The sequence below is a fragment of the Fictibacillus sp. BK138 genome (assembly GCF_004216955.1).
In the GTDB taxonomy this organism is placed as follows: Bacteria; Bacillota; Bacilli; order Bacillales; family Fictibacillaceae; genus Fictibacillus.
The window spans coordinates 2910182-2934348 of record NZ_SGXL01000001.1 but is presented as its reverse complement, the minus strand read 5'-3'; the positions used below and the strand labels follow the sequence as shown (position 1 = coordinate 2934348).

The 24167-nt window shown below is 43.1% G+C and carries 26 protein-coding genes; 25 read left to right on the top strand and 1 reads right to left on the bottom strand.

The genetic code is table 11. From position 1 onward, the window contains the following. Positions 1-11 precede the first annotated feature (11 nt). Entirely contained in the window at positions 12-272 is a 261-nt protein-coding gene (locus EV282_RS14805; protein ID WP_130296533.1) for a hypothetical protein, read from the top strand. Positions 273-309: 37 nt separating this feature from the next. On the opposite strand, the gene EV282_RS14800 is transcribed toward EV282_RS14805, so the two are convergent. Further along, complete coding sequence (locus tag EV282_RS14800; RefSeq protein ID WP_226536650.1) at positions 310-1458, bottom strand: histidine kinase N-terminal domain-containing protein; 1149 nt, start codon at positions 1456-1458, stop codon at positions 310-312. 402 nt (positions 1459-1860) lie between these two features. On the opposite strand from EV282_RS14800, the gene EV282_RS14795 reads away from it, so the two are divergent. The 24 genes from EV282_RS14795 (at position 1861) to EV282_RS14680 (ending at position 24163) form a co-directional block, all read left to right on the top strand. Beyond that, on the top strand, positions 1861-2610 hold the full coding sequence (locus EV282_RS14795; protein WP_130296531.1) for an IclR family transcriptional regulator: 750 nt from the start codon (positions 1861-1863) through the stop codon (positions 2608-2610). A 39-nt stretch (positions 2611-2649) separates the two neighbouring features. After that, complete coding sequence (locus tag EV282_RS14790; RefSeq protein WP_130296530.1) at positions 2650-3669, top strand: TRAP transporter substrate-binding protein; 1020 nt, start codon at positions 2650-2652, stop codon at positions 3667-3669. A 24-nt stretch (positions 3670-3693) separates the two neighbouring features. Continuing rightward, the gene (locus EV282_RS14785) at positions 3694-4245 is read left to right on the top strand and encodes a TRAP transporter small permease (protein WP_242611887.1); all 552 of its coding nucleotides are present in this window, start codon (positions 3694-3696) and stop codon (positions 4243-4245) included. Then, entirely contained in the window at positions 4242-5525 is a 1284-nt protein-coding gene (locus EV282_RS14780) for a TRAP transporter large permease (protein ID WP_130296529.1), read from the top strand. Before EV282_RS14785 ends, EV282_RS14780 begins: the two co-directional genes overlap by 4 nt. Positions 5526-5888: 363 nt before the next feature. Next, a complete protein-coding gene (locus tag EV282_RS14775) occupies positions 5889-7376 on the top strand; it encodes a 4-hydroxyphenylacetate 3-hydroxylase family protein (protein ID WP_130296528.1) in 1488 nt (495 codons plus the stop codon). Positions 7377-7391: 15 nt separating this feature from the next. Beyond that, positions 7392-7934, top strand: a complete 543-nt coding sequence (gene nbaC, locus EV282_RS14770) for a 3-hydroxyanthranilate 3,4-dioxygenase (RefSeq protein ID WP_130296527.1) — start codon at positions 7392-7394, stop codon at positions 7932-7934. Then, entirely contained in the window at positions 7922-8968 is a 1047-nt protein-coding gene (locus tag EV282_RS14765) for an amidohydrolase family protein (RefSeq protein ID WP_130296526.1), read from the top strand. The genes nbaC and EV282_RS14765 overlap by 13 nt, the downstream gene beginning before the upstream one ends. Further along, entirely contained in the window at positions 8940-9410 is a 471-nt protein-coding gene (locus tag EV282_RS14760) for a RidA family protein (RefSeq protein WP_130296525.1), read from the top strand. The genes EV282_RS14765 and EV282_RS14760 overlap by 29 nt, the downstream gene beginning before the upstream one ends. A 3-nt stretch (positions 9411-9413) precedes the next feature. Next, positions 9414-10883 (top strand): aldehyde dehydrogenase, encoded by a 1470-nt coding sequence (locus EV282_RS14755; RefSeq protein ID WP_130296524.1) that lies wholly within the window; start codon positions 9414-9416, stop codon positions 10881-10883. Positions 10884-11180: 297 nt separating this feature from the next. After that, a complete protein-coding gene (locus EV282_RS14750) occupies positions 11181-11966 on the top strand; it encodes a 2-keto-4-pentenoate hydratase (RefSeq protein ID WP_130296523.1) in 786 nt (261 codons plus the stop codon). A 26-nt stretch (positions 11967-11992) separates the two neighbouring features. After that, positions 11993-12904, top strand: a complete 912-nt coding sequence (locus EV282_RS14745) for an acetaldehyde dehydrogenase (acetylating) (RefSeq protein ID WP_130296522.1) — start codon at positions 11993-11995, stop codon at positions 12902-12904. Further along, the gene (gene dmpG / locus EV282_RS14740; protein ID WP_130296521.1) at positions 12891-13919 is read left to right on the top strand and encodes a 4-hydroxy-2-oxovalerate aldolase; all 1029 of its coding nucleotides are present in this window, start codon (positions 12891-12893) and stop codon (positions 13917-13919) included. Before EV282_RS14745 ends, dmpG begins: the two co-directional genes overlap by 14 nt. A 3-nt stretch (positions 13920-13922) precedes the next feature. Further along, positions 13923-14723, top strand: coding sequence for a 2-keto-4-pentenoate hydratase (locus tag EV282_RS14735; RefSeq protein WP_130296520.1), 801 nt, complete (start codon positions 13923-13925; stop codon positions 14721-14723). Positions 14724-14730: 7 nt separating this feature from the next. Then, entirely contained in the window at positions 14731-14919 is a 189-nt protein-coding gene (locus tag EV282_RS14730) for a 4-oxalocrotonate tautomerase (protein ID WP_278043777.1), read from the top strand. 468 nt (positions 14920-15387) lie between these two features. After that, complete coding sequence (locus EV282_RS14725) at positions 15388-16284, top strand: manganese catalase family protein (RefSeq protein WP_130296518.1); 897 nt, start codon at positions 15388-15390, stop codon at positions 16282-16284. Between the two features lie 147 nt (positions 16285-16431). Beyond that, a complete protein-coding gene (locus tag EV282_RS14720; RefSeq protein WP_130296517.1) occupies positions 16432-16713 on the top strand; it encodes a DUF3817 domain-containing protein in 282 nt (93 codons plus the stop codon). Positions 16714-17073: 360 nt separating this feature from the next. Continuing rightward, positions 17074-18348, top strand: coding sequence for an ergothioneine biosynthesis protein EgtB (egtB, locus tag EV282_RS14715; RefSeq protein ID WP_130296516.1), 1275 nt, complete (start codon positions 17074-17076; stop codon positions 18346-18348). Beyond that, the gene (egtD, locus tag EV282_RS14710) at positions 18345-19310 is read left to right on the top strand and encodes an L-histidine N(alpha)-methyltransferase (protein ID WP_130296515.1); all 966 of its coding nucleotides are present in this window, start codon (positions 18345-18347) and stop codon (positions 19308-19310) included. The genes egtB and egtD overlap by 4 nt, the downstream gene beginning before the upstream one ends. A 71-nt stretch (positions 19311-19381) precedes the next feature. Then, on the top strand, positions 19382-19708 hold the full coding sequence (locus tag EV282_RS14705; RefSeq protein ID WP_130296514.1) for a YnfA family protein: 327 nt from the start codon (positions 19382-19384) through the stop codon (positions 19706-19708). A gap of 69 nt (positions 19709-19777) precedes the next feature. Further along, complete coding sequence (locus EV282_RS14700; RefSeq protein ID WP_130296513.1) at positions 19778-20749, top strand: ring-cleaving dioxygenase; 972 nt, start codon at positions 19778-19780, stop codon at positions 20747-20749. 125 nt (positions 20750-20874) lie between these two features. Beyond that, positions 20875-21813 carry a VanW family protein gene (locus tag EV282_RS14695; protein WP_130296512.1) on the top strand — a complete coding sequence of 313 codons (939 nt, stop codon included), beginning with the start codon at positions 20875-20877 and terminating at the stop codon, positions 21811-21813. A 51-nt stretch (positions 21814-21864) separates the two neighbouring features. Next, positions 21865-22722 carry an MBL fold metallo-hydrolase gene (locus tag EV282_RS14690; RefSeq protein WP_130296511.1) on the top strand — a complete coding sequence of 286 codons (858 nt, stop codon included), beginning with the start codon at positions 21865-21867 and terminating at the stop codon, positions 22720-22722. Positions 22723-22917: 195 nt separating this feature from the next. Further along, complete coding sequence (locus EV282_RS14685; protein ID WP_130296510.1) at positions 22918-23688, top strand: alpha/beta hydrolase; 771 nt, start codon at positions 22918-22920, stop codon at positions 23686-23688. Positions 23689-23704: 16 nt separating this feature from the next. Then, a complete protein-coding gene (locus tag EV282_RS14680) occupies positions 23705-24163 on the top strand; it encodes a GNAT family N-acetyltransferase (protein ID WP_130296509.1) in 459 nt (152 codons plus the stop codon). Positions 24164-24167: the final 4 nt, after the last annotated feature.

Below are 24167 nucleotides of genomic sequence, written 5' to 3'. Positions count from 1 at the left end.
GCTTTTTTTATATGATTAATAACCGTTCTTGCGATTTACGAGCGATTCTTGGGATTTACGAGCGGTTCTTGGGTTTTACGAGCGGTTCTTGGGATTTACGAGCGGTTCTTGGGTTTTACGAGCGGTTCTTGGGATTTACGAGCGGTTCTTGGGATTTACAAGCGGTTCTCGGGATTTACGAGCGGTTCTTGGGATTTACGAGCGGTTCTCGGGATTTACGAGCGGTTCTTGGGATTTACGAGCGGTTCTCGGGATTTACGAGCGTTTCTTAAACGACAATTAAAAAAGAGCTGAACGTGTCAGGCTCTTTTATGTCATTTTCATTTCACGCTGCTGTTCATCCACAACCTTAGCATGCAGCGGCAAGACAATGGTGAACGTAGTATTGTTCTCATCGGAAGTACAGCTGATGGTTCCGGAATGTTTTTCTATGATTTTTTTACACACAAACAGACCTATACCCGTACCAAGCTCTTTCGTTGTAAAAAATGGTTCAAAGATCGTTTTCATGGTTTCTGGAGGTATCGCGGGCCCATTATTTGAAATCGTAATATGTACTTTTGAATCTGACTCGGTTTTGCTATAGATCATGATCCGGCGATCGTGTTTCTTTTGGCGTAAAGCATCGATCGAGTTCATGATTAAGTTAAGAAGAACCTGTTTCAACTCATCCTTGTGTGCCCAGAGAGTAATGGTTGGGTCAATACGAGGTACCACATTCACATCAGCATCTACCAGACTCGGATACATAAAGTCTAGTATGTCTGAAAATAAATCCTCAAGCACAAATTCCTCTGCATCTCTTTCCTGAACCCCTTTTCTAGAAGCATGAAGAAATTGAGAGATACGGAAATTGAGCTGGCTTAGCTCATGGCTGATGATGTCGATATACTTCATTCGCGGGTTTTCTTGCTGCATGAGTTTTACAAATCCCATAACAGCAGTCAGCGGATTTCGGAATTCGTGAACAAAGCTCGATGACATCTGTCCGAGAATGGTAAGGCGCTCTTTATGGCTTTGATCGATAAAGTGTGTTTTTTCTTGGATTTCAGCGTCTTTTAATTGGGTGTATTTTTTAACAGCATGATACAAGAACTCATCAAAAAGAGAATTGATCGTTTCGATGACAGGCTGAAGCTGTTGAATAGAAATACCTGAACCGGTGACGAACCTGACAATTTCACTTCGGCCTAAATTTACGTTATAGACGAATTCGCCAATGTTAATTTTTGCTTCTAACCTCTGAACGGCAACTTCATGTGCAAGCTGCTTAATCTTTTCAGGAGAAAGCTGGCCGCGTAAGGAAAGTTTGACGAGCTCCACCATGTGCAAAGCATTTTCGATGACCTTATCCTTATGTATATCATGGTTGGAGATCACGACTTTCTTGTGCCAATCGTTTAAATAATTTGGCAGATTTTCATCCATATATGTAATCAGACTCTCCGTTATGTCCAACGCCCGCACCTCTTTCAACATGAAATGATGAAATATGAAGAGAATTTATTTGCCATGTAAAAGTAATCCTACTACATATAGTAATAGATATATGAGATAAATGCTATATACAGTTTACAATTTTTTCATTGAAAAGGGAAAAAATAAGGTAGGTAATTTGATAGTTTATAACGAAATCTATAAATGAACTTCAATACCTATACTTCTTCTTTACTAGCCAAAGCTATCCTTCAAAAGTCCGTTAAATTTTCTAATTATTCTAAAAATATTTTAAGTGATTTCACATTGTGAAATTACACGATTGTATCAAGCTATCTTTTTCAATACGATGAACGCATATTGAAAGGGGTGGTTGTCTTTAAGCTGACATTCTAAAACGTATCCGTTTGAGGGGGAGAATTTGTGATCTCATCTGTTCAAAAAATTTCAAGGATATTAAATTGCTTCACGAAGGATGAACCAGCACTAGGAAACTTGCAAATTGCCGAAAAATTAAATATGAACGCAAGTACTGTTCATCACCTGGTCAGGACACTTTGTTCAGAAGGCATACTCATTCAAGACAGTCAGAAAAAATATAGATTAGGATGGAAGCTTCTAGAATGGAGCAACCATGTCATGTATCAGCAAGACATAAACACCGAAGCTCTTCCGCTGTGTGAAGGTCTTGTCAGAAGGTTCAATACAACTGTACATATCGGAATGCTGGATAGTGGAGAAGTGCGATTCGTTCTGCGTGTCGCTTCATCAAATTCAGTTCAAGTCCCTACCTTTATTGGTGATACGAAGCCTGCATATTGTACGAGCACTGGAAAAGTCTTGCTTGCTTACAATACCTCAATGATTAAACCTACTATTTCTAGAGGACTGCTTCGACGTGCACCTAACACCATTACATGCGTTGAAAAACTAAAAGATGAACTTGCCCAAATTAGAGCAAACGGATATGCCATCAGCAACAACGAAAACGAGATGGGCCTGTATGGAATAGCAGCGCCTATAAAGTCGTACACAGGACAGACGATCGCAGCGCTTAATATGGTAGGTCCTGTGTCTTATATGCTTGGACAGGACACTCCGTCTATGATTCATCATGTCGTGAAGACAGCAGAATCCATTTCGAAAGAACTAGGTTTTATTAGTGTTTTATGATAGCGCTTACATTTATAAAATTGTATTGGAGGAGTAAATATGAAGAAAAGGTTAAAGGCAGTGCTTGCACTTTTTTTAGCGTTAATCCTTCTGACATCATGCAGCAGCGGAGCAAAAGATTCAGCAAGTTCTGGAGACGCTTCAGCTGATGGGAAAACGTACAAATTCAAGCTGGCTCATATTACGCCGCCTTCACACATGTGGCATAAAGCAGCTGAGAAATTTAAAGAAGAGCTTTCTAAGCGATCTGATGGAAGAATTGAGCTTGAGATCTATCCTTCATCACAGCTAGGAAGTGAAGCAGACATGATGCAGCAGATCGAATCAGGATCCGTAGATTTTGGATTTATTACAGCGGCTTACACGAGTTCGCGTTCCCCTTCATTTGCAGCCTGGTTTGCTCCTTATGCATTTAAAGATCTTGAGGCGGCACACGCGGCAAGAGAATCAGAACCGGCCAAAAAAATCCTGGCAACTCTTGATGAACAGGGAATCACAGGGTTGGATTATTTGTTTGCAGGACAGCGTGTAATGCTATTTAAGGACAAACATGTAAAGAAGCCTGAAGATATGAAAGGCTTGAAACTTCGTGTAACACCAAGTCCGCCGATGCAGGATTTCTATAAATCTACAGGAGCATCAACAGAAGGTCTCCCGCTTCCTGAAGTTTATTCTGCTGTTCAGACAGGTGTAATCGATGGCATGGATATGGACTTAGATGCAGCAATTACAAACAAATATTATGAAGTGGCTAAATACGGAGCAGTAACGAACCACATGGTGTGGCCAGCGGTTGCCATGGTTAATAAAAGTACGTTTGAAGGCATGTCAGAAGCAGATCAAAAGATCGTCCGCGAATCCTTAAAAGCAGCAGCCGATTATGCAGTTGAAACACGTGCAGGACAAGAAGAAGAGTTCAGAAAAGAATTAGCTGACAACGGAATGGAAATCTATGATATTGATCCTGAACTTTTCAAACCATATATAGAAGAGTTTGATAAAAAATATGGACCTACTGATCCGCTGATTCAAGAATTTATAGATTCTGTAAGAAAGTAAGCTTTATAGATTGGGGTGTTTTTAATGAAGCTTAATTACGGCGGGAAAATGAACGAAAACATAAAACGCCCGATTACAGGAGAAACCGGCATCATCCAAAGTATAAGCAATGGGGTTTCAAGAATTGAGAAATTCCTTGCTGCTATCCTCATGCTCGCACTAGCAATAATCGTAGCCCTGTCAGTAGCATTTCGATACTTCCTAAATTCACCCTTATCTTGGTCAGGTGAAGTTGCTGTGTTTCTATTGATTTGGATCAGCTTTATAGGTGGGAGTCTGGGACTTAAAACTAAGTCTCAGGCTGCTGTTACACTGCTGCTTGATTATTGTCCACGCAGAGTAAAGATGTGGATCGCCGTTTTCAGTCAGGTGTTTATCATCGTGTTTCTCGTATTAATCTTGTTATACACGTATACATGGATATTGTCAGATGGGGTGGCTTTCCAAAAGTCGACCGCAATTTTGCTGCCCATGTGGATACCGTACAGTGCAGTACCGATCGGCTTAACGTTTGCATGCATACATGTACTTGCCCAATTAGTTCACATTATTAAAACAAAGGGGGCAGAACTATGACAGCTGCTCTCATCATTGGGATTTTTATTCTGTTTTTATTGATGGGAATACCCATTTCCCTTGTACTAGGGATGATTACAGTCGTTTATTTTTTCCTGAATGGGAACACTGCATTGTTAGATTCAACACCAATGAGACTTTATTCTGGATTAGATAATTTTGGTTTGCTGGCTATTCCTTTGTTCATGCTCGCAGGTGAGCTCATGAATGGCGGAGGAATTACTACGCGTCTTGTTAAATTTGCAAAAGTTTTTGTTGGTCATGTTCGCGGCGGACTGGCTTATGTGACGGTAGTTGCGAACATGTTCTTGGCGTCGATCTTAGGGTCAGCGAATGCACAGGCCGCAATGATGAGCAAAATTATGGTGCCAGAGATGGAAAGGGAAGGATATAACAAAGAATTTTCTTCTTCCTTAACACTTGCGTCATCCATCATCGCACCGATTATTCCACCAAGTATGATCTTTATCATCTATGGAACGCTTTCGGGAACCTCCATCGGTGGTTTGTTTATGGCAGGGATCGTTCCAGGACTGATCTACGGAGCAGCATTTGTAAGTGTCATCGCTTATATGGGCTACAAATACAATTTTCCGAAGAGCAAAAGAGCAACGGGAAAAGAAATGTGGGAAAGCACAGTAAAAGTAATGCCCGCTCTTCTTGTACCTTTTGTTATCATCTTTGGAATCTTAAGCGGTGCCTTTACAGCTACTGAATCAGCAGCTGTAGCATGTGTGATTGCTTTCTTGGTAGGATTGTTTTTTTACAAGGAATTAAAATGGACGTCCATACCTCAGATTATGATCAACACGGTTATTAGCACGGCGACCGTTACATTTTTAATTGCGATGGCAAATATCTTCGGCTGGCTGATTGCTTTCGAACAAATTCCGCAAGTATTTGCCGACAACATGTTATCGATCTCAGAAAATCCGTTTGTGTTTTTATTGCTCGTTAACATCATGCTTCTGATTGTCGGGATGCTGTTGGATGGGATTGCAGCGCTGATCATATTAGTTCCGGTATTTATGCCTTTAGTTACATCCTTTGATATTGATCCGATTCATTTTGGTGTCATTATCTGCATCAACTTAACAATCGGTCTTTTAACACCGCCAGTAGGAACAGGGTTGTTTATCGTTTCATCGATCGCTGAAGTGCGCTTTGAAAAACTAGTCAAATCTTCAGCGCCATTTTTAGTCGTAGCGATCGCTATTTTATTTTTAATCACATATTTAGAAGATGCGGTTCTTTGGATTCCAAGAATGATCGGTCTTTAAAAATGAAAAGAGCCATTCTGTTTAAGGGCTCTTTTCTTATAATGTTTTACGTTTTAAATGAATGTTGCTTTTTCCTCATTGGTAAATTGATTGGAGCGGAAGGTGCGAGACTCCTGCGGGACGAGTGGGACAGGTGAGACTCCTAAAGGCGCAAAGCGGCAGGAGGCTCACCGCCCGCCCCGCGGAAAGCGAGCACCTGGAGCGCAAATCAACTCTTTCAAAAGCACCTTTGAATTCTCATAATATTAAATTAATTTTCTGATAATTTCATAATATGAAATTTCATTATTGAGAACTGAAAGCGCTTTCTTATATAGTGGTTACAAATTCAAACATCTATTATTCATAGAGGAGGCAGATGGTATGGGAATTAGAACTGGTGCTCAATATATTCAAGCTTTAAAATCTCGTTCACCAGAAATTTGGTTAGAGGGCAGGAGAGTTACAGATGTTGTGAACGAACCGGTTTTTAAACAGCCGATTCAAGAGATTGCTAAACTGTACGACATGCAGCATGATCCGCAATATCAAGATTCCATTACACATATTTGCAAAGAAACGGGTGAAAGGGTAAACAACGCGTTCTTGCACCCGACGAGCTATGAAGAAATGATGGCAAGAAGCCAGCTGTTTGAAATCTATGCAAAATCTACGTTTGGACTCATGGGACGCACGCCTGACTTCTTAAATGTTGTTGTAACAGGCATGGCGCATAATGGATGGTTCTTAGATCAGTACAATCCGGAATGGTCTGTAAATATCAAAAACTACTATAACTACATAAGAGACAACGATCTGTTCTTAACTCACGCGATCATCAATCCGCAGAACGACCGCAGCAAGAACTCTCATGGGCAAAAGGATATGTTCACACATCTTGGAGCTGTTGAAGAAACGCCGGATGGACTCGTTGTCCGCGGAGCAAAAATGCTTGCGACACTTGCACCAATAACGGACGAGGTAATCATCTATTCGTTCCCTGGGTTCGCACCTGGAGACGAACGCTATGCTCTTGCATTTGCGGTGCCTGTGGACACTCCAGGACTTAAACTCATTTGCCGTGAGCCGATGCAGGACGGCAAGCGCTCGCAGTTTGATCATCCACTCGCATCACGCTTTGAAGAGATGGACGCACTGCTTGTCTTTAATGACGTACTTGTTCCTTGGGATCGTGTATTCCTCTATAACAATGTGGAAGCTGCTAATCTTCTATATCCGAAAACAGGGATCGCCCAGCAGCCTGCTCACCAGTCTGGTGTTAGAGGCTATGTGAAGCTGGCGTTTGCAACAGAAGTAGCTTGTAAACTAGCAGACTCTATCGGTGTAGATGGATACCTGAACGTGCAGAATGACTTGGGTGAACTCGTACAAAACGTAGAAGTAATCCGCTCATTATTGCGTGTAGCAGAGTATGAGTATGAAACGACTGCTTCTGGTGAAGTAATGCCGAATGCCGCAGCTCTTGAGACGATTCGCGGTATGCTCCCTAAAATGTATCCAAGAGCGATTGAAGTCATCCAGATCATCGGTGCTGGCGGCTTGCTCATGTCACCGACAGGAAATGATTTTAACGCACCAGAAATCCGAAGTGAGATTGATAAATATTACTTAGGCCGCGAAGGTGTAGATTCACTTGAACGTGTGAAACTGTTCAAGCTTGCATGGGATCTATGCGGAGAAGCTTTCGGGCAGCGTCTTGTTCAATATGAGCGCTATTACACAGGGGACCCGATCCGTAAGAGAGCGATCTTCTATAACGGTTATAAAAGAAAAGCTAAGTTTTCGATGGTTGATGAAGCGCTTGCTGTAACACATGATTTTGTAGCAGACCAGCCTAAGCTGGCTAAATAAAAGGAGGCAATAAAGATGAGTACAACAGCAACTTTAAAATCTTTTAACCTATTAAAATGGATCGAAGAGAACAAGGATCTTCTTAAGCCGCCGGTAAATAACAAGGTGATCTGGCAGGACTCCGAATTCATCGCGATGATTTTAGGAGGACCCAACAAAAGACGTGATTTCCATGTGGATCCATCAGATGAGTTCTTTTATCAGATCAAAGGCAGCTGTTATGTAGAGGTCATCAATAAACAAGGAAAGCGTGAAGTAGTGGAAGTAAAAGAAGGAGACGTGTTCATGCTGCCGGCAATGGTTCCCCATTCTCCGCACCGAGTGGCAGATTCATATGGATTGGTTATCGAAAGAAAACGTGCACAAGGTGAGCTTGAAGATTTCGTCTGGTTCTGTGACCGCTGTGACTCTGAGATGCACCGTGTGACCGTACAGTTAAGTGATATTGAAAAGCAAGTAAAAGAAGCGATTCACAGCTTCAATTCCAATGAACGTGTCCGTTTGTGCAAGGACTGCGGCTATCAGATGCCTGAGAACGTGGAGGAATGGAAGTGCTAAGAATCGACTTTCACACACATATCATTCCAGAGTCGTTTCCTGACTTTGCTGAAAAGTATGGTGGGGAAAGGTGGCCAGTTCTAAACAGAACGTGTGCATGTGGAGCTGCCATTATGGTAGGCGGCAAAAACTTCAGGGACGTAACCGATCAAGTTTGGGATCCGAAAAAAAGAATCGATGACATGGATCGTGAAGGGGTAGACATTCAAGTTCTATCCCCGATCCCTGTAACGTTCTCTTACTGGGCGCCGCCAGAACAAGCGGAAGCGATGGCACGAATCCAGAACGATTTTATCGCAGAAACCGTGAATGAATATCCGGACCGCTTTGCTGGACTTGGTACTGTGCCGATGCAGGACGCTGAGACTGCTATCCGTGAGATGGACCGCTGCATGAACGAACTTGGTCTTCATGGAATTGAGATCGGAACGAACGTGAACGGTCAGAACCTGGATCATCCTTCATTTATTGAGTTCTTTAGAAAAGCGGAGGAATGGGAAGTTCCTTTGTTCATACATCCATGGGAGACGCTGGGGAAAGAACGTATGCCTAACCATAATTTTATGTACACGATCGGTATGCCGAGTGAAACGGCACTAGCAGCAGCATCATTGATCTGGAGCGGTATGATGGAGAAGTTCCCAAAGCTGAAGATCTGTTTTGCTCATGGCGGAGGATCTTTTCCATACTTGATTCCGCGCCTTGATCAAGGCTGGCATGTGTGGCCGCACCTGAGGCTTACCACTCATCCTCCGAGCCATTATGCGAAGCAATTTTATTTTGACTCACTGAATTATGATCCGATGAACATCCGATATATGATGGAGCGTTTCGGGTCTGACAAGATCTTTATGGGATCTGATTATCCGTTTTTATTGCGTGAAGTCAATCCAGGAAAAGTGCTGGATGAAACAGTGGACCTTACAAATGAACAACGCAAGGCGATGCTTGGCGGTAACGCAGCAGCCTTTTTAAATCTTGAAAAACGAAAGCGGGGTGCAGCCGTTGCAAGTCATTCAAACACCGGAGGATAAGCTTGAGAGTTTAGGGCTTGTTTTACCAGAAGTGCGCCCGTCTGTCGGTAATTATGTGAGCTGTGTACGAGTCGGAAATCTCCTTTTTACAGCAGGGCAGGGGGTTGATCAGTATCACGGAAAGCTTGGGGAAAACCTGACGCTCGAAGATGGATACGCCGCCTCTAGGCAGTCGATGCTGAACCTGCTGGCTGTTGTTGGGCACGAGCTTGGAAGTTTAAACAAGGTTAAGCGAATCGTAAAGCTTCTTGGGTTTGTGAACTGTACAGAAGATTTTACAGACCAGCCGAAAGTCATCAACGGTGCGTCTGACCTTTTGGTTAATATTTTTGGTGAAAAAGGAAAACACGCCAGATCCGCAGTTGGCATGGCACAGCTTCCAGGTGGAACGGCAATAGAAATTGAGATGATTGTTGAGATCGAAGAAGAGAAGGGGGACTAGAAAGTGAAATCAGAAACCCTTGCACAGAAGGTAAACGTTAAAAATGCGAAACTGTTTATTGATGGAGAATATGTTGACGCACTTTCTGGTGAAACTTTTGAATCGATTAACCCAGCAACGAATGAAAAACTAGCGCTTGTAGCAAACGGCAGTGAGCAAGATGCAAAGCGTGCGATCCAATCTGCTAAAACAGCTTATGACAGCGGAGTCTGGAGTAAGATGCCTGTCGAAGAGCGGTCAGATATTCTATGCAAGATGGCGGATCTCATCATGGAGAACGTGAACGAGCTTGCGATGGTTGAGACGCTTGATGTCGGTAAGCCGATTAAAGAAAGCCGAGGATTCGATATTCCCCGTGCGGCCTCTAATTTCCGGTTTTTTGCCGAGATGTCAAAATACATGGTAAGCGAGCATTATGACATGCACAACATCATGTCCTATGCCAAGTATAGTCCTGCAGGAGTTACGAGTCTGATCATCCCGTGGAATCTTCCTTTTATGCAGATGACATGGAAAGCTTCAGCGGCCCTTGCCGCTGGGAATACGGTCGTTGTAAAACCAGCTTCGTACACACCGCTCTCTGCCGTTATGTTTGGAGACATAGCGAATGAAGCGGGACTCCCTCCAGGTGTGCTGAACATCATTACAGGCCCTGGCAGCACAATGGGAGCAGCGATGACCACTGATCCAAACGTCCGCCGCATCTCATTTGTGGGAGAGTCGAACACAGGAAAAACGATCATGAAAAACGCTGCTGAAAACCTGATCCCGGTTTCCTTGGAGTTAGGCGGAAAATCAGCGAACATCGTTTTTGAAGATGCCGATTTAGATGAAGCCGTTAAAGGATCCATTGATGCCATCTACCGGAATCAAGGAGAAATATGTTTGGCAGGGTCCAGATTGCTTCTGCAAGAAAGCATCTATGACGAGTTTTTGGACAAGTTTGTTGCAGCTGTTAAGAAGATCAAGGTTGGAGATCCAACCCAGGAAGATACCGATATGGGAGCACTTGTATCGAAGAGTCATCTTGAAACGGTTGAAACCTATGTAGATATTGGGTTAAAAGAAGGTGCAAAACTGGCTTGCGGAGGTAAGCGGGTTAAAGGACTCGAAGCAGGAAACTTCTATGAGCCTACTGTTCTGTATGATGTGAACAATAAGTGGCGTGTGGCACAGGAGGAAATCTTCGGACCGGTTCTTGTCGTCATTCCTTTTAAAACAGAGGAAGATGCGATTCAGATCGCAAACGATTCACAATATGGGCTAGCAGGAGTTGTCTGGACAAACGATATCCGTAGAGCACAGCGGGTTTCAGCCGCCGTTGATTCTGGATTGCTCTGGGTGAACTGCTGGTACATACGAGATCTTCGTACACCGTTTGGCGGTTCAAAAGCAAGCGGAATCGGACGAGAAGGCGGCAGACACAGCTTCGAGTTTTATTCAGAAGCGAAGACGATAACGATGAAATTATAGGGGGAGAATCGTTGTTGTAGCCAAATGTGAGTGGTTGATCTCCGCTCCAGGTTGCTCGCTTTCCGCGGGGCGTGCGGTGAGCCCACTCGTCGCTTTGCGACATTGAATGGTCTCACCTGTCCCGCTAATCCCGCAGGAGTCTCGCACCTTGCGCTCCAATCAACTGCATAGATGGTTTTCAAGACCATTGAAGAACAATTCGTACCATCTGTTAATTTCGATTATATATTTTTTTAAAACGTGATTGGATTCCAGTCGCGTTTTGCTCTTTGAATAGAGAAGGGAGGATTTACTAAGATGCAACAGCAAATCATTTCTAAGTTAACAGCAGAACTAATAGAGGCAGAAGAGAAACTCGTTCCTGTTACGCCTTTATCTGAACGCTATCCCGAACTGTCTGTTAAAGACTCTTATGGCATACAGCTCGAATGGGTTCAAAAGAAACTGGATGAAGGACGAGTCGTAATCGGGAAAAAGGTAGGACTGACGAGCAAGGCCATGCAGAACATGCTTGGTGTCAACGAACCAGATTATGGTCACCTTCTGGATCACATGAAAGTTACGAATGGCAGTGTGCTTTCCAGAAAAGATTTTATCAAACCAAAAGTGGAAGCAGAGATCGGTTTTATTTTGAAAGAAGATTTGTGCGGTCCGAATGTTACGTATGTAGATGTGCTGATGGCTACTGAAGCGTTCGTTCCTGCATTAGAGATCATAGACAGCAGAATAGAAGATTGGAAGATTCAGCTTGTCGATACGGTTGCTGATAATGGTTCATCAGCAAGAGCCGTAATCGGTGAACCCTTTTATGAAATTGAGCAACTCGATCTGCGTACATTAAGTATGGCACTCTTGAAAAATGGAGAAGTGACCGCGACAGGTGCAGGTGCTGCTGCTCTTGGACACCCGGCACATGCGATCGCATGGCTCGCTAACAAACTAGCAGACTACAATATTTCGTTAAAGGCAGGAGAGCTCATTCTTCCAGGTGCCCTGTCAGCAGCGATCGATGCAGATGCTGGTGATGAAATAACCGCAGCTTTCGGAAAGCTCGGTACGGTATCTATCTCGTTTCGTGACTAAACTTTGTGCAGAAAGGACTAAAATCAGTGAAAAAGATTAAAGCCGCTATACTTGGTTCAGGCAACATTGGCACTGATCTGATGTATAAGCTTCAAAAAAGTGATTGTCTTGAACTTACAGCAATGATCGGGATCGATCCGGAATCTGATGGTCTGCGACGTGCGAACTCTGCAGGTTACCGTGTTTTTACGAACGGTATCGATGATTTTATAGAAAGACCGGACCTCGCTGACATCGTATTTGATGCGACTTCTGCTAAAGCGCATATGAGACATGCTGAGATCTTAAAAGACATGGGAAAGACAGTGATCGACCTAACGCCTGCAGCAATAGGTCCGTTCGTTTGTCCGCCAGTAAACTTAGGAGATCATATGGAATCATGCAATATCAATATGATCACGTGCGGGGGACAAGCTACGATTCCAGTGATGCATGCGATAAATGAAGTCGCTGATGTCACATACGGTGAAATTGTGGCGACGATCTCATCATTAAGTGCTGGCCCTGGAACACGTGCAAACATCGATGAATTCACGATTACAACACGAAGGGGGATTGAAGAGGTCGGAGGAGCAGATCAAGGAAAAGCGATCATTATCCTAAATCCTGCAGACCCTCCAATTTTGATGAGAGCGACCATCTATTGTGAAGTGAAGAACCTGGACGAAGAGAAGGTCAGACAGTCGATTGCTGAAATGGAGAAAAAAGTTAGGAGCTATGTACCGGGTTACCGCCTAAAACAAGAACCTTTATTTGATGGCAGCCGTGTCACGGTTTTTGTTGAGGTAGAAGGAGCTGGAGATTATTTTCCGAAATACGCAGGCAACCTCGATATCATGACAGCTGCGGCAAAACAAGCTGGAGAAACGGTAGCAAAACACCTGCTCGGCCAAGAAAAACATTCGAACAAGGCGGTGACATTTCATGAAACGAAATAGTTCTTTGCCGCTGAAATTTACAGAAGTATGTCTTCGGGACGGGAGTCATGTGATGGCGCATCAGTTCACGGAAAAACAAGTGTTTGATGCAGCTAAAGCACTTGATGAAGCAGGCATGCATTATATCGAAGTGAGCCACGGTGACGGGTTGGGCGGATCTACGCTTCAATACGGCAGGTCGCTTACCAATGAGATGAAGCTGATTGAAACCGCAGTTGGCGCATGCAAACAGGCGAAAATTGCCGTTCTTTTGCTGCCAGGTATCGGGACTGTTTCAGAGTTGAAACAAGCACATAAGTTAGGTGCAAGTCTCGTCAGAGTTGCCACTCATGTTACGGAAGCTGATGTGTCCGCTCAGCACATCCATATGGCACGTGAACTTGGAATGGAAGTAATGGGCTTTTTGATGATGGCACACTCTGCTCCGGTAGAAAAGCTGGTGGAACAAGCGAAACTCATGGAGTCTTATGGCGCACAAGGCGTGTATGTAACAGACTCTGCCGGAGCTCTTCTGCCTAATGAAGTGAAGGAGCGGATCTCTGCATTAAGAAACTCGCTTGATATTGAAGTCGGGTTTCACGCACATAACAATCTATCTGTTGCTGTGGCTAACACATTAGTGGCGATTGAAGAAGGTGCGACACATATCGATGGAAGTGTTCGCTGTCTTGGAGCAGGTGCAGGGAATACACAAACGGAAGTTCTCCTTGCCGTGCTGGACCGGATGGGAATTGAAACAGGAATCGATCTTTATAAGATGATGGATTTAGCTGAAGACGTGATCGGTCCGATGCTTCCTGGATCGCAGGAAATTCGTAAAGGAAGTCTCGCGATGGGCTACGCTGGGGTTTACTCCAGCTTTCTCCTTCATGCGGAACGCGCGGGTAAACGGTTTGGTTTAGACCCAAGAGATATTTTAATAGAATTAGGAAAACGAAAAGCAGTCGGCGGACAAGAAGATCTCATTATTGAAGTAGCTGCTGAACTGGCACAGAAAACGAAACTGGAGGTGTAAAGCATGGCAGTAACGAACAGGTCTGATATTGAAGTCATCGATTATCTTTTGCGTGCGGAAAGTGATGTAAAGGAAGTAGTGAAAATAACCGATCAGTACCCTGATCTGTCAATTGATGAAGCGTATGATCTGCAAAAAAAGCTGATTGAAAGACGAATGGAGAAAACGAAAACAAAACGCCTAGGAATCAAACTTGGTCTGACGAGTAAGGCGAAGCAGGAAATGATGGGCGTTCATGAAGCGATCTATGGATATCTTTTGAGTGACATGCTTGCTTTCGAGTGGGAGCCGCTTCAGCAGCACAGATTGATTCATCCAAAGGCAGAACCAGAGATTGCTTTTATTATGGGAGAAGACTTGATGGGCGAAAAGGTTACAGCTGACGATGTCATGAAAGCTGCAAAATATGTTGTAGCAGCCATCGAAGTGATCGACAGCCGCTACAAGGATTTCCGATTTACCCTTCCAGACGTTGTTGCAGATAACTGTTCTTCAGCAAAATTAATATTGGGAAGCAAGATGATGAAGCCAGACGAGCTGGATTTAGCAGGCATAGGGATGGTTATGAGTAAAAATGGAGAGATGGTCGCAACAGGTGCAGGTTCAGCTGTTCTTGGCCACCCGGCAGAAGCAGTTGCATGGGCTGTTCAAAAGCTGGCAAGACGTGGCGAAGGATTGAAAAAAGGGGATATCGTACTTAGCGGAGCCTTATCAGAAGCCATTGCATTCGATATGGATGACACGATCATCGCTCAGTTTGACGGATTAGGTTCTGTCACGCTTTCGTCCAGATATGTGAAATAGGAGAAGTTTGCACATGCCGATTATTCAGGTTCAAGTGATTGAAGGCAGAACAGATGAACAGCTGAGTAAGCTGATGGAAAGCTTAACAAATGCAGCTGCTGAAAGTTTAGATGTAAAAAAAGAACAAGTACGTGTACTGATCCAGGAGGTTCCGAACAAACACTGGGGAGTAGGCGGGAAACCGAAGCAAGGTTGAGACTGTTTGATGACAGAAGACGCTGAAATCTTTATTTCGGCGACTTTCAATGATAACCTTTTAAATTTGGATGTCCCTCCTGATCATAATCAGGAGGGATTTTTCAATTTTTAGCGGGAATTGAGGTTACAATAGCAAAAAACTACGCAGTTCTTTGTTGAACCATCTTCAAACGATCAATTCAGGTGCAGTTTCGGGTGCCGAAACTGTTTCCGAGTGATACCTAAAGGGGTATTCAGCCATGTTTGAAAGTCGGAATCCAGAAAAAAGAGGCATCAATCCAAAAATTTGGATAGTTTATCCACGAGTTTTAGCGCTCAATCCAAAAATTTAAAGTGTTTATCCGCGAGTTTACAATCCTCGACAATTTTCGCATACGCGAATACCCCGTCACCAACAAATACAGGAATAGTACAATCGCCGAATCTCATACCTTTAAACGATCTGCAATCGTGAGGAGGGAGCTTGATGATCAAGCGTTTTAACCGACTGGCCATCGAACTGCCGACGCCGACGAACCCAGATGCGAATGCAGCAGCTGCTGTTCAGGAGCTTTTAGGCGGACGGTTCGGTGAGATGTCAACGCTCAATAACTATATGTATCAATCCTTTAATTTTAGAAAAAGAGGAAAGCTTAAGCCGTTCTTTGATCTCGTTTCTAGCATTACTGCAGAAGAGTTTGGTCATGTGGAACTCGTTTCCCATACGATCAATCTGATGATTTACGGGACTACGCAGCCGGGTGATGTGAATTCAGCACCGATGGCGGCAGCTACCGACAAAAGAAACACTCAGCATTTTATTGCAACCGCACAAACTTCTTTTCCTTTTGATTCGATGGGGAAAGCATGGAATGGAGATTATGTGTTCAGCAGCGGGAACTTACTGCTCGATCTGCTTCATAACTTTTTCTTGGAATGCGGGGCGAGAACTCACAAAATGAGAGTATACGAAATGACCAGTAACCCAGTAGCGCGTGAGATGATAGGTTATCTGCTCGTTCGAGGCGGCGTTCACGTTCTTGCCTATGCCAAAGCGATTGAAATGGTAACAGGTGTAGATATTAAGAAAATGCTCCCGGTGCCTGATCTCGAAAACGCAGCATTTGAAACCACAAGAAAGTTTGAGGCGGAAGGAGTCCACCGTAAGCTTTATACGTTTAGTGATACAGATTATCGGGATATTGCTTTAATATGGGCAGGTGAGCATCCACTAGGCGGAAAGCTTGAAACTGTAATCGGTGCCCCAGAAGGTGCTCCGATGCCTGAATTAAGATCGATATCAGAGGAGTTTGCACCAGGCATCTCGCAAGAAGACTTTTATCAAATTTATGAACGATTAAAGAAGAATGCAGGAATTACCTGAACCGGCGCCATATGCGTCCGGTTTTTTTTATAGTTTATAGAAAATGACCTCCATTTGTTCACACAATAGTTAGGGTTGGGAAGTCTATCTTTATATGATTTATGATAAAACTATAGATAGAATTGCAATATTGGAGGTAATTATTTTATGAACCCAATTAAAATGCTGAAAACAATTGGATTTTTAGAAGGCTGGTCATTCCTGATCCTTCTATTTATCGCAATGCCTTTAAAGTATTTTATGGATCAGCCGATGGCGGTAACGATTGTAGGCGGACTGCACGGTTTGCTGTTCGTCCTTTATGCCTTAGCTATTCTTTATGTGTGGAACGTTAAAAAGTGGCCGTTTATGAGAGCTTTTCTAGCAGGGCTGTCATCAGTCGTGCCGTTTGGTCCATTTATTTTTGACCGGAAGTTTTTAAGAGATTGAGTTAGGAAGGGATATCTGCTAGGTGCGGATATCCTTTTTTTCTTTTTTGTTCGGTCAGTCCCAATTTTTGTCCGGTGAAGTTTGTTTTTTGTTCGGTGCAGCCTGTTTTTTGTCCGGTCAGTCCGCATTTTTGTACAGTTGCACACCTCTCAATTGACCACACTTTTTTAAATCACCTGCACGCCTTCTCTTGCAGCATCTCAATTGTTAAGAATTCATGTGGTTTGTTTGAATTTACCTTTTTTCGGCTATTTATACTTTAATATGGTTGTATTACAACTGAGTGGAATGCGAAATCAACAACATCAATATATATATCAAGATGCAATGTCCTGAAATGATAATTAAGGGAGGATATTTATGGCGATTGAGCATGCTGCAGCTGAAAAGTTAAGCGAACAATATCAACAGGTAAGGTCCTTATCAGAAAAACTAGCATCAAAACTTCAGAATGAAGATACGATCATTCAGGCTATGCCTGATGTCAGTCCTCCAAAGTGGCACCTCGCTCATACAACCTGGTTTTTTGAACGGTTTATTTTAAAAGAAAACGATTCTTCTTATGTTCCTTATAACCCGCAGTTTGATTATCTATTTAACTCCTATTATGAAACAATTGGTTCGTATCACCCCCGTCATTCAAGAGGTGTGCTTTCGAGACCTTCAATGGATGAAGTCTATGAATACCGCAAACATGTTGATGAAGCCATCATTCAGCTCGTGGATCACTACGAAAATAACATCCCTCAGGAGATACACGACCTGATTGAGATCGGTCTTCAGCATGAACAGCAGCATCAAGAACTTCTTTTAACCGATGTGAAATATAATTTTTCATGCAATCCCTTATTGCCGCAATTTGCGGAATCTAAGTCGATCCAGCTTCCTCAATCAAGCACGGAAAACACCTATATTAATATTGAAGGCGGTCTTGTCGAGATCGGATACTCCGGCACAAACTTTTCTTTTGATAATGAACGGCCGCGTCATAAAGTATGGCTTGAGCCTTACCGGCTGGCTTCTCATCCCGTAACGAATGGGGAATACATCTCATTTATAGAAGCGGGAGGATATGAACAGCCTGAGCATTGGCTGTCTGATGGCTGGGCAACTGTAAAAAAGGAAAAGTGGAAGCATCCACTTTATTGGAGAAAAGCAGATGACGGCTGGTACACCTTTACGTTAACAGGTGAGAAGAAGCTTAACTTGGATGAGCCGGTATGCCATGTTAGTTTTTATGAAGCAGATGCGTTTGCAAGATGGAGCGGAAAAAGACTCCCGACTGAAGCTGAATGGGAACATGCGATGGCGTCGATCCCGATCGAGGGAAACTTTGCGGAAAGTGAGTACTATCATCCTGTTGTGGATGGTTCAGAAACTCTTGCTCCATTTAAACAAGCTTATGGAGATGTATGGGAATGGACGAGCAGCCCGTACACCTCATATCCAAGAAGCAAACCGCTCGAGGGAGCACTCGGCGAGTACAACGCAAAGTTCATGTGCAACCAGATGGTTTTAAGAGGCGGCTCTTGTGCAACCTCCCAATCCCATATCCGTCCAACATACCGTAACTTTTTCCAAGCGGATAAAAGGTGGCAGTTCAGCGGATTGCGTTTAGCGGAGGACCAATCATGAAAACCGTCAAACAGAACGTGCATTATCATATCGGAAATGAAAACGAAACAGATATGTACAGTGAAATTTTGAATGGTCTAAAGTCAATGCCAAAATCGATCTCTCCGAAATATTTCTATGATAAAAAAGGTTCGGAGCTATTCGAAGCAATCACGATGCTGCGGGAATATTATCCGACCCGCACAGAGTTGTTTATCTTAAATACGTATAAATACGAAATGGCAGATGCCGTTGGAACAGACAGCGCACTCATTGAGTTCGGAAGCGGCAGCAGCGAAAAGGTAAGGACTCTTTTAGAGGCGATGCCAGATTTGAAAGAATATGTACCGATCGATATCTCGAAAGATTTTCTCTATCAATCTGCAAGAGCATTATCCATAGAATATCCAGACCTAAACGTACATGCTGTTTCTGCAGATTATACAGCAGAATTTGAGATGCCAAAACTGGACTCGAAACGAAAAGTTGTATTCTTTCCTGGTTCAACGATCGGAAACTTTGAGCCGCATGAAATGGGGAAATTCCTAAAACAAACGGCAGAACTTTTAAGACCAGGCGGAGGTCTGTTGATTGGTGTGGATCTGAAAAAAGATCATGCTGTTTTAAATGCGGCCTACAATGATAAAAAAGGGATTACACGTGATTTTAATAAGAATTTGCTCAATCGATTGAACCGTGAATTGCTCGCAAACTTTAAGCTCGAAGAATTCAGCCATCATGCCTTTTATCACGCGGAAAAAGGCAGGGTTGAGATGCATCTTGTAAGCTTGAAGGATCAAGTGATCACGATTGGTAATGAAGAGATCGCCTTCCAGGAAGGTGAGACCATTCATACAGAAAACTCCTATAAATTTACGATTGAAGAGTTCCATGAGATCGCCAGCTTTTGCGGATTTACACCAAAAAAAGTATGGTGTGATGAAAAACGATGGTTCAGCATGCATTTTCTTGAAGTAAGGTAAGAGACCGAATTTTGTTTTCGGTCTTTTTTCTTTTACAATGAAAGAAGATTGTTTTAACAGGAGGTTTTAAGGTGTTTGCTGCCATTTTTTTATTCATAATTGCTGGAATTGCCGAGATTGGCGGAGGTTATCTCGTATGGCTCTGGCTGCGTGAATCTAAGCCTCTTACATATGGAATAGCCGGAAGCCTAATCTTAATCGCATACGGTGTAATTCCGACCTTGCAGAATTTCTCGACGTTCGGAAGGGTCTATGCCGCATATGGCGGTGTCTTTGTCATATTAGCGGTACTATGGGGCTGGCTTGTAGACAAGAAAACACCGGATATGTATGACTGGCTTGGAGCAGGAATCTGTCTCATCGGTGTATCTGTCATGCTTTGGGCACCGAGGAGTTAAATCGTTTTATTGGGCATTTTTCACAAAAAAGCAGATAATATAAAAAAAGTATGAAGGAAGGTTTTGTAGATGGAACTTAAAGGAATTCATCACGTTTCTGCTCTTACCGCAAAAGCTCCTGAGAATTTTACGTTTTATACAGAAGTGATGGGGCTCAGATTGATCAAGAAAACCGTGAACCAGGATGACACGAGCGTGTACCATTTGTTTTATGGAGATGAAAAAGGAAATCCGGGAACAGAGCTCACGTTTTTTGAGATCCCGATGGCTGGCCGCAACCATGACGGAAATAATTCAATTTCTGCGATCTCTCTTCGTGTAAAAGATGATGCCGCATTAAATTACTGGGAAGACCGATTAAAAGACCATGGAATAGAAACTGAAGGAATTAAGGACCGTGCAGGACGGCAGACTCTCGCGTTCCGTGATTTCGAAGGACAGCGTATGATCTTAGTTTCGGATGAAAAGAACAAAGGAGTAGCAGGCGGAAAACCTTGGAGTAAAAGTACGACTCCAGAAGAAACGGCGATCATCGGACTTGGCCCTGTCCGATTAACAGTCCCAGCAGCTGAGCCAACTATACAAGTGCTAACGGAGCTTTTAGGGTTCCGAAAAAGCGGCACATACCCAGCAGAAGTTACAGGGCAGCCTGATATTATCGTTTTGGAAACAGGAGAAGGCGGCTCAGGCGCTGAGATTCATATTGAAGAACGTACAGACCTGCCACAGGAACGCCTTGGCCGCGGTGGGGTCCATCATGTTGCATTCCGGGTAGATAATGAGGAAGAACTGCGTGAATGGATTGAAAAAGTTAAAACATCCAGATTTCCAAACTCCGGGTTCGTAGATCGTTTTTATTTTAAATCACTTTATTTCCGTGAGCCTAACCGCATTCTGTTCGAGCTTGCGACCGATGGGCCAGGTTTTGATACTGACGAGGAATTGGAGCATCTTGGAGAATCATTGGCACTGCCTCCTTTCCTAGAACCGCAGCGAGAAGAAATTGAAGCACGGCTGAAGCCGCTGAATACAAAAGCATAACGATTATGACGTGTGGATCAAAGTGGATTCACGCGTTTTTTATTGAGATTCTGTAATAAAAACAGCAAATTAGGAAAAAGTAAAAAACGCTAGGTATGACTATGTAATTTATGGAGGGGTACAAAATGTTCCTAAAATGGTTAACTGGATTGTTATTAATCGCACAGCCCGTCAATCTTCCTGATAGCTTTACTGTGAACCAGCAAGGGAAAACGATCGCGGAGATAAATCGGACTCAACTTGCTTCCCAGATCCCAGGCATACCTATGGTCGATGATGAAAAATACGACCTATTTGTTAATCAGCTTGAAAAACAAACCTACAAAGCCCCCGTCAACGCCAAGATCAATGATCATGGTGGAATCATTCCTGGTGAAGTAGGTTACAAATTAAACCGTCAGATGTTTAAAGAAAGTTTCTATTCGTATTTCTTTGGAAAAGGTCCCGTTAAATTGGATGTACCTGAAGTTAATCTGTATCCACGGGTGGATACAGAACTTCTTGCACATATAAAAACGCAGCAGATCGGACAATACATAACGTATTTTAATTCTAATAACAAAAGCCGTTCCAATAATATTGATCTAGCTTCAAAAGCATTAGACAGCCACGTCATTTTCCCTGGTGAAACCTTTAGTTTTAATCAAGTCGTAGGAAATCGAACAATAGCCAAGGGATATATGCGGGCTCCCATCATCGTAAGAGGTGAATTATCTGAAGGGGTAGGCGGAGGTATTTGCCAAGTGTCCTCTACTCTTTTTAATGCTGTTGACCGGGCAGGATTAAAGATCGTGCAGCGTTATTCTCACAGCAAGCGGGTTCCATACGTTCCCCCTGGTCGAGATGCAACGGTCAGCTGGTACGGTCCGGATTTTCAATTTAAAAATCAATACAATCAGCCTATTTTGATCAGGGCAAAAAAATATGGAGGAAGTATGATGGTAAAGCTCTATTCCTCTGATGTGATCAATATGAAAACAAGAAAAGTACCAAATGCACCGACTTCCTTGCCAAAAGAAATCCATATCGAGCAGAATGTGCATCTTTCTAACCCTGACAGATAATTAAAATGTACAATGTAGAAAAGTACAGATTGTTTCTTGGGGAGATGAAGTATGCAGACACTGGAGAAATTAAGTGAAAGATTTTGGTATCAAACACCTGTCTCTGAAACAGACAGACCGATTTTAGGGGCAGTAGTCGGCGACGATATGACACTCATGATCGATGCTGGCAACTCAGAGAATCATGCAAAATTCTTTTTAGAAGAATTAAGTAAAAAAGGCATACAGAAGCCTGGTCTTGCTGTAATTACGCATTGGCACTGGGATCATATCTTTGGTATGTCCGCTTTAGATTTTCCGGCAATCGCCTCTAGTAGGACTAAAGAAAAAATGAAAGAAATCATGCCTTTTTCATGGACCGATGCAGCATTGGATGAAAGAGTGAAGCAAGGGATTGAAATTGAGTTTTGTGCAACCGCTATCAAAAAAGAATTTCAAGAACACCGGGATATCAAGGTAAAACTTCCCACGATCACGTTTGATGAAAAAGCGGAGATCGATCTCGGAGGTGTGACATGTATCCTCGAGCATGTTGGCGGGGATCATACCACAGATTCAATCATCGTCTACATAAAAGAAGAAAAGATCTTGTTTTTAGCAGATTGCATATACGCGAACATGTACGCACCGCGAAATAATTACACGGTTACAAACACAATTAATCTTTTAGATGTCATTGATACGTTTGATGCAGAAACGTATATTCTATCTCATTGGAAGCCCGTTTCAAAAGCAGAGTACGGCCAAGAGGCGAAGACATTAAGAAGTGTCGCAAAACTTACAGAAAAATTTAAAGGGAATAATGAAGCCATTACAGAAGCCTATAGAGAATCGATCGACCGGGATTTGTCCGAGGATGAAATCGAGACGATCCAGTTTTTTGTAAATGGCTACGAGTTATATCAATAATTTTTTTAAAAACTTCATTGATAAGTTGGTTGGAGTGCAAGGATGCGTGCCTGCCACATGAGAAGCTTCTCGCTAGGCATGCGACGAGGAAGCTCACCGCACGCCCTGCGGAAAGCGAGCATCCTGGAACGGAAATCAACCTCTTCCAAAGCATCAATGATTGCGAAATAAGAAAATCAAGATTAGGAGAATACGATGATACAAGAACATAAGATTAAGGTCGAACAGTTCGGCGGTATGGAAAGACAGATCCGCGTATGCCTTCCTGAGGGGTATGAGGAATCGAATGAAACCTATCCCGTTTTGTACATGCATGACGGTCAAAACCTTTTTCGTGATGAAGATGCTAGTTATGGCGAGTCTTGGGGGTTAGCAGACTATCTGAAAGAAAGCAAAACACCTCTAATTATCGTCGGAATCGACTGCAATCATGAAGGGTTTGAGCGTTTGAATGAATATGGTCCTTGGGAAAACCCGACCGTCGGACCAGAGCTGCTCCAGCTCGAAGGTGTATTTGGAGGAAAAGGGGAAGCGTATCTTGAGTTTCTGCTCTATACGTTAAAGCCAGCTATTGATGAAAAGTACCGAACGAAGCCTGATGATACTTTAATGGCAGGAAGTTCAATGGGCGGGCTGATCTCCACTTATGCCGCATGCCGCTATCCGCACATTTACAGCAGAATAGCGAGCTTATCAACTGCGTTTTGGTTCAACCAGCAGGAAATTGAGAGCTTCATAGAAGAAAGTGATTTAAGTGCTGTAGAAAAATTTTATATGGACATCGGAACCGATGAAGATACATCAAAAGTAGATGCAGGACATTACATCCGTTCTTCAGAAAAAGTATATGAAAAACTCAAGGAAAAGGGCATAGAAGTTCGCTTTGAAGTAGCAGAAGGCGGAAAGCATCATGAATCGGCTTGGCGTGAACGAATGCCTGAAATCATTGAGTATCTGATGAAATAAGGAGAGTTGAAGTATATTGATCACTTTTGAAAAGATGAGCAATAAAGAGTTCAAGAGTTACATAGAGTTTATGCTTCCTGATTACGCCAGAGATACGGCTCTGCATTACCTGATGTCGATGGATGAGGCAAACGAGAAAGCAGAAAAGCAGATCGAAAGCTTGCTGCCAGATCAAGAGAATACAGAGGGGCAATATCTTTATCATATTAATAGTGATGAAAGTTTAGCGGGTTATCTATGGTTTCATGTCAACAAAGAGGAGAAAAAAGCCTTCCTCTACCATATATACATCCTAGAAGCGTTTAGAAAACAGGGCATTGCAGGTGAAGCTCTCCGGTTCTTTGAAGGAGAAGCTAAGGAACATGGTGCGGCATCACTCGGACTTCATGTTTTCGGAAGCAATGATAATGCAATAAAGCTTTATAAAAAGCAAGGATTTAAGCAGGCATCGGTGTCGATGAACAAAATCTTATAACCGA

Coding starts and splice junctions, on each gene's coding strand:
- EV282_RS14805 (WP_130296533.1), top strand. CDS start 12: ATGATTAATAACCGTTCTTGCGATTTACGAGCGATTCTTGGGATTTAC.
- EV282_RS14790 (WP_130296530.1), top strand. CDS start 2,650: ATGAAGAAAAGGTTAAAGGCAGTGCTTGCACTTTTTTTAGCGTTAATC.
- EV282_RS14785 (WP_242611887.1), top strand. CDS start 3,694: ATGAAGCTTAATTACGGCGGGAAAATGAACGAAAACATAAAACGCCCG.
- EV282_RS14780 (WP_130296529.1), top strand. CDS start 4,242: ATGACAGCTGCTCTCATCATTGGGATTTTTATTCTGTTTTTATTGATG.
- EV282_RS14775 (WP_130296528.1), top strand. CDS start 5,889: ATGGGAATTAGAACTGGTGCTCAATATATTCAAGCTTTAAAATCTCGT.
- nbaC (WP_130296527.1), top strand. CDS start 7,392: ATGAGTACAACAGCAACTTTAAAATCTTTTAACCTATTAAAATGGATC.
- EV282_RS14765 (WP_130296526.1), top strand. CDS start 7,922: ATGGAAGTGCTAAGAATCGACTTTCACACACATATCATTCCAGAGTCG.
- EV282_RS14750 (WP_130296523.1), top strand. CDS start 11,181: ATGCAACAGCAAATCATTTCTAAGTTAACAGCAGAACTAATAGAGGCA.
- dmpG (WP_130296521.1), top strand. CDS start 12,891: ATGAAACGAAATAGTTCTTTGCCGCTGAAATTTACAGAAGTATGTCTT.
- EV282_RS14735 (WP_130296520.1), top strand. CDS start 13,923: ATGGCAGTAACGAACAGGTCTGATATTGAAGTCATCGATTATCTTTTG.
- EV282_RS14725 (WP_130296518.1), top strand. CDS start 15,388: ATGATCAAGCGTTTTAACCGACTGGCCATCGAACTGCCGACGCCGACG.
- EV282_RS14720 (WP_130296517.1), top strand. CDS start 16,432: ATGAACCCAATTAAAATGCTGAAAACAATTGGATTTTTAGAAGGCTGG.
- egtB (WP_130296516.1), top strand. CDS start 17,074: ATGGCGATTGAGCATGCTGCAGCTGAAAAGTTAAGCGAACAATATCAA.
- egtD (WP_130296515.1), top strand. CDS start 18,345: ATGAAAACCGTCAAACAGAACGTGCATTATCATATCGGAAATGAAAAC.
- EV282_RS14700 (WP_130296513.1), top strand. CDS start 19,778: ATGGAACTTAAAGGAATTCATCACGTTTCTGCTCTTACCGCAAAAGCT.
- EV282_RS14695 (WP_130296512.1), top strand. CDS start 20,875: ATGTTCCTAAAATGGTTAACTGGATTGTTATTAATCGCACAGCCCGTC.
- EV282_RS14690 (WP_130296511.1), top strand. CDS start 21,865: ATGCAGACACTGGAGAAATTAAGTGAAAGATTTTGGTATCAAACACCT.
- EV282_RS14685 (WP_130296510.1), top strand. CDS start 22,918: ATGATACAAGAACATAAGATTAAGGTCGAACAGTTCGGCGGTATGGAA.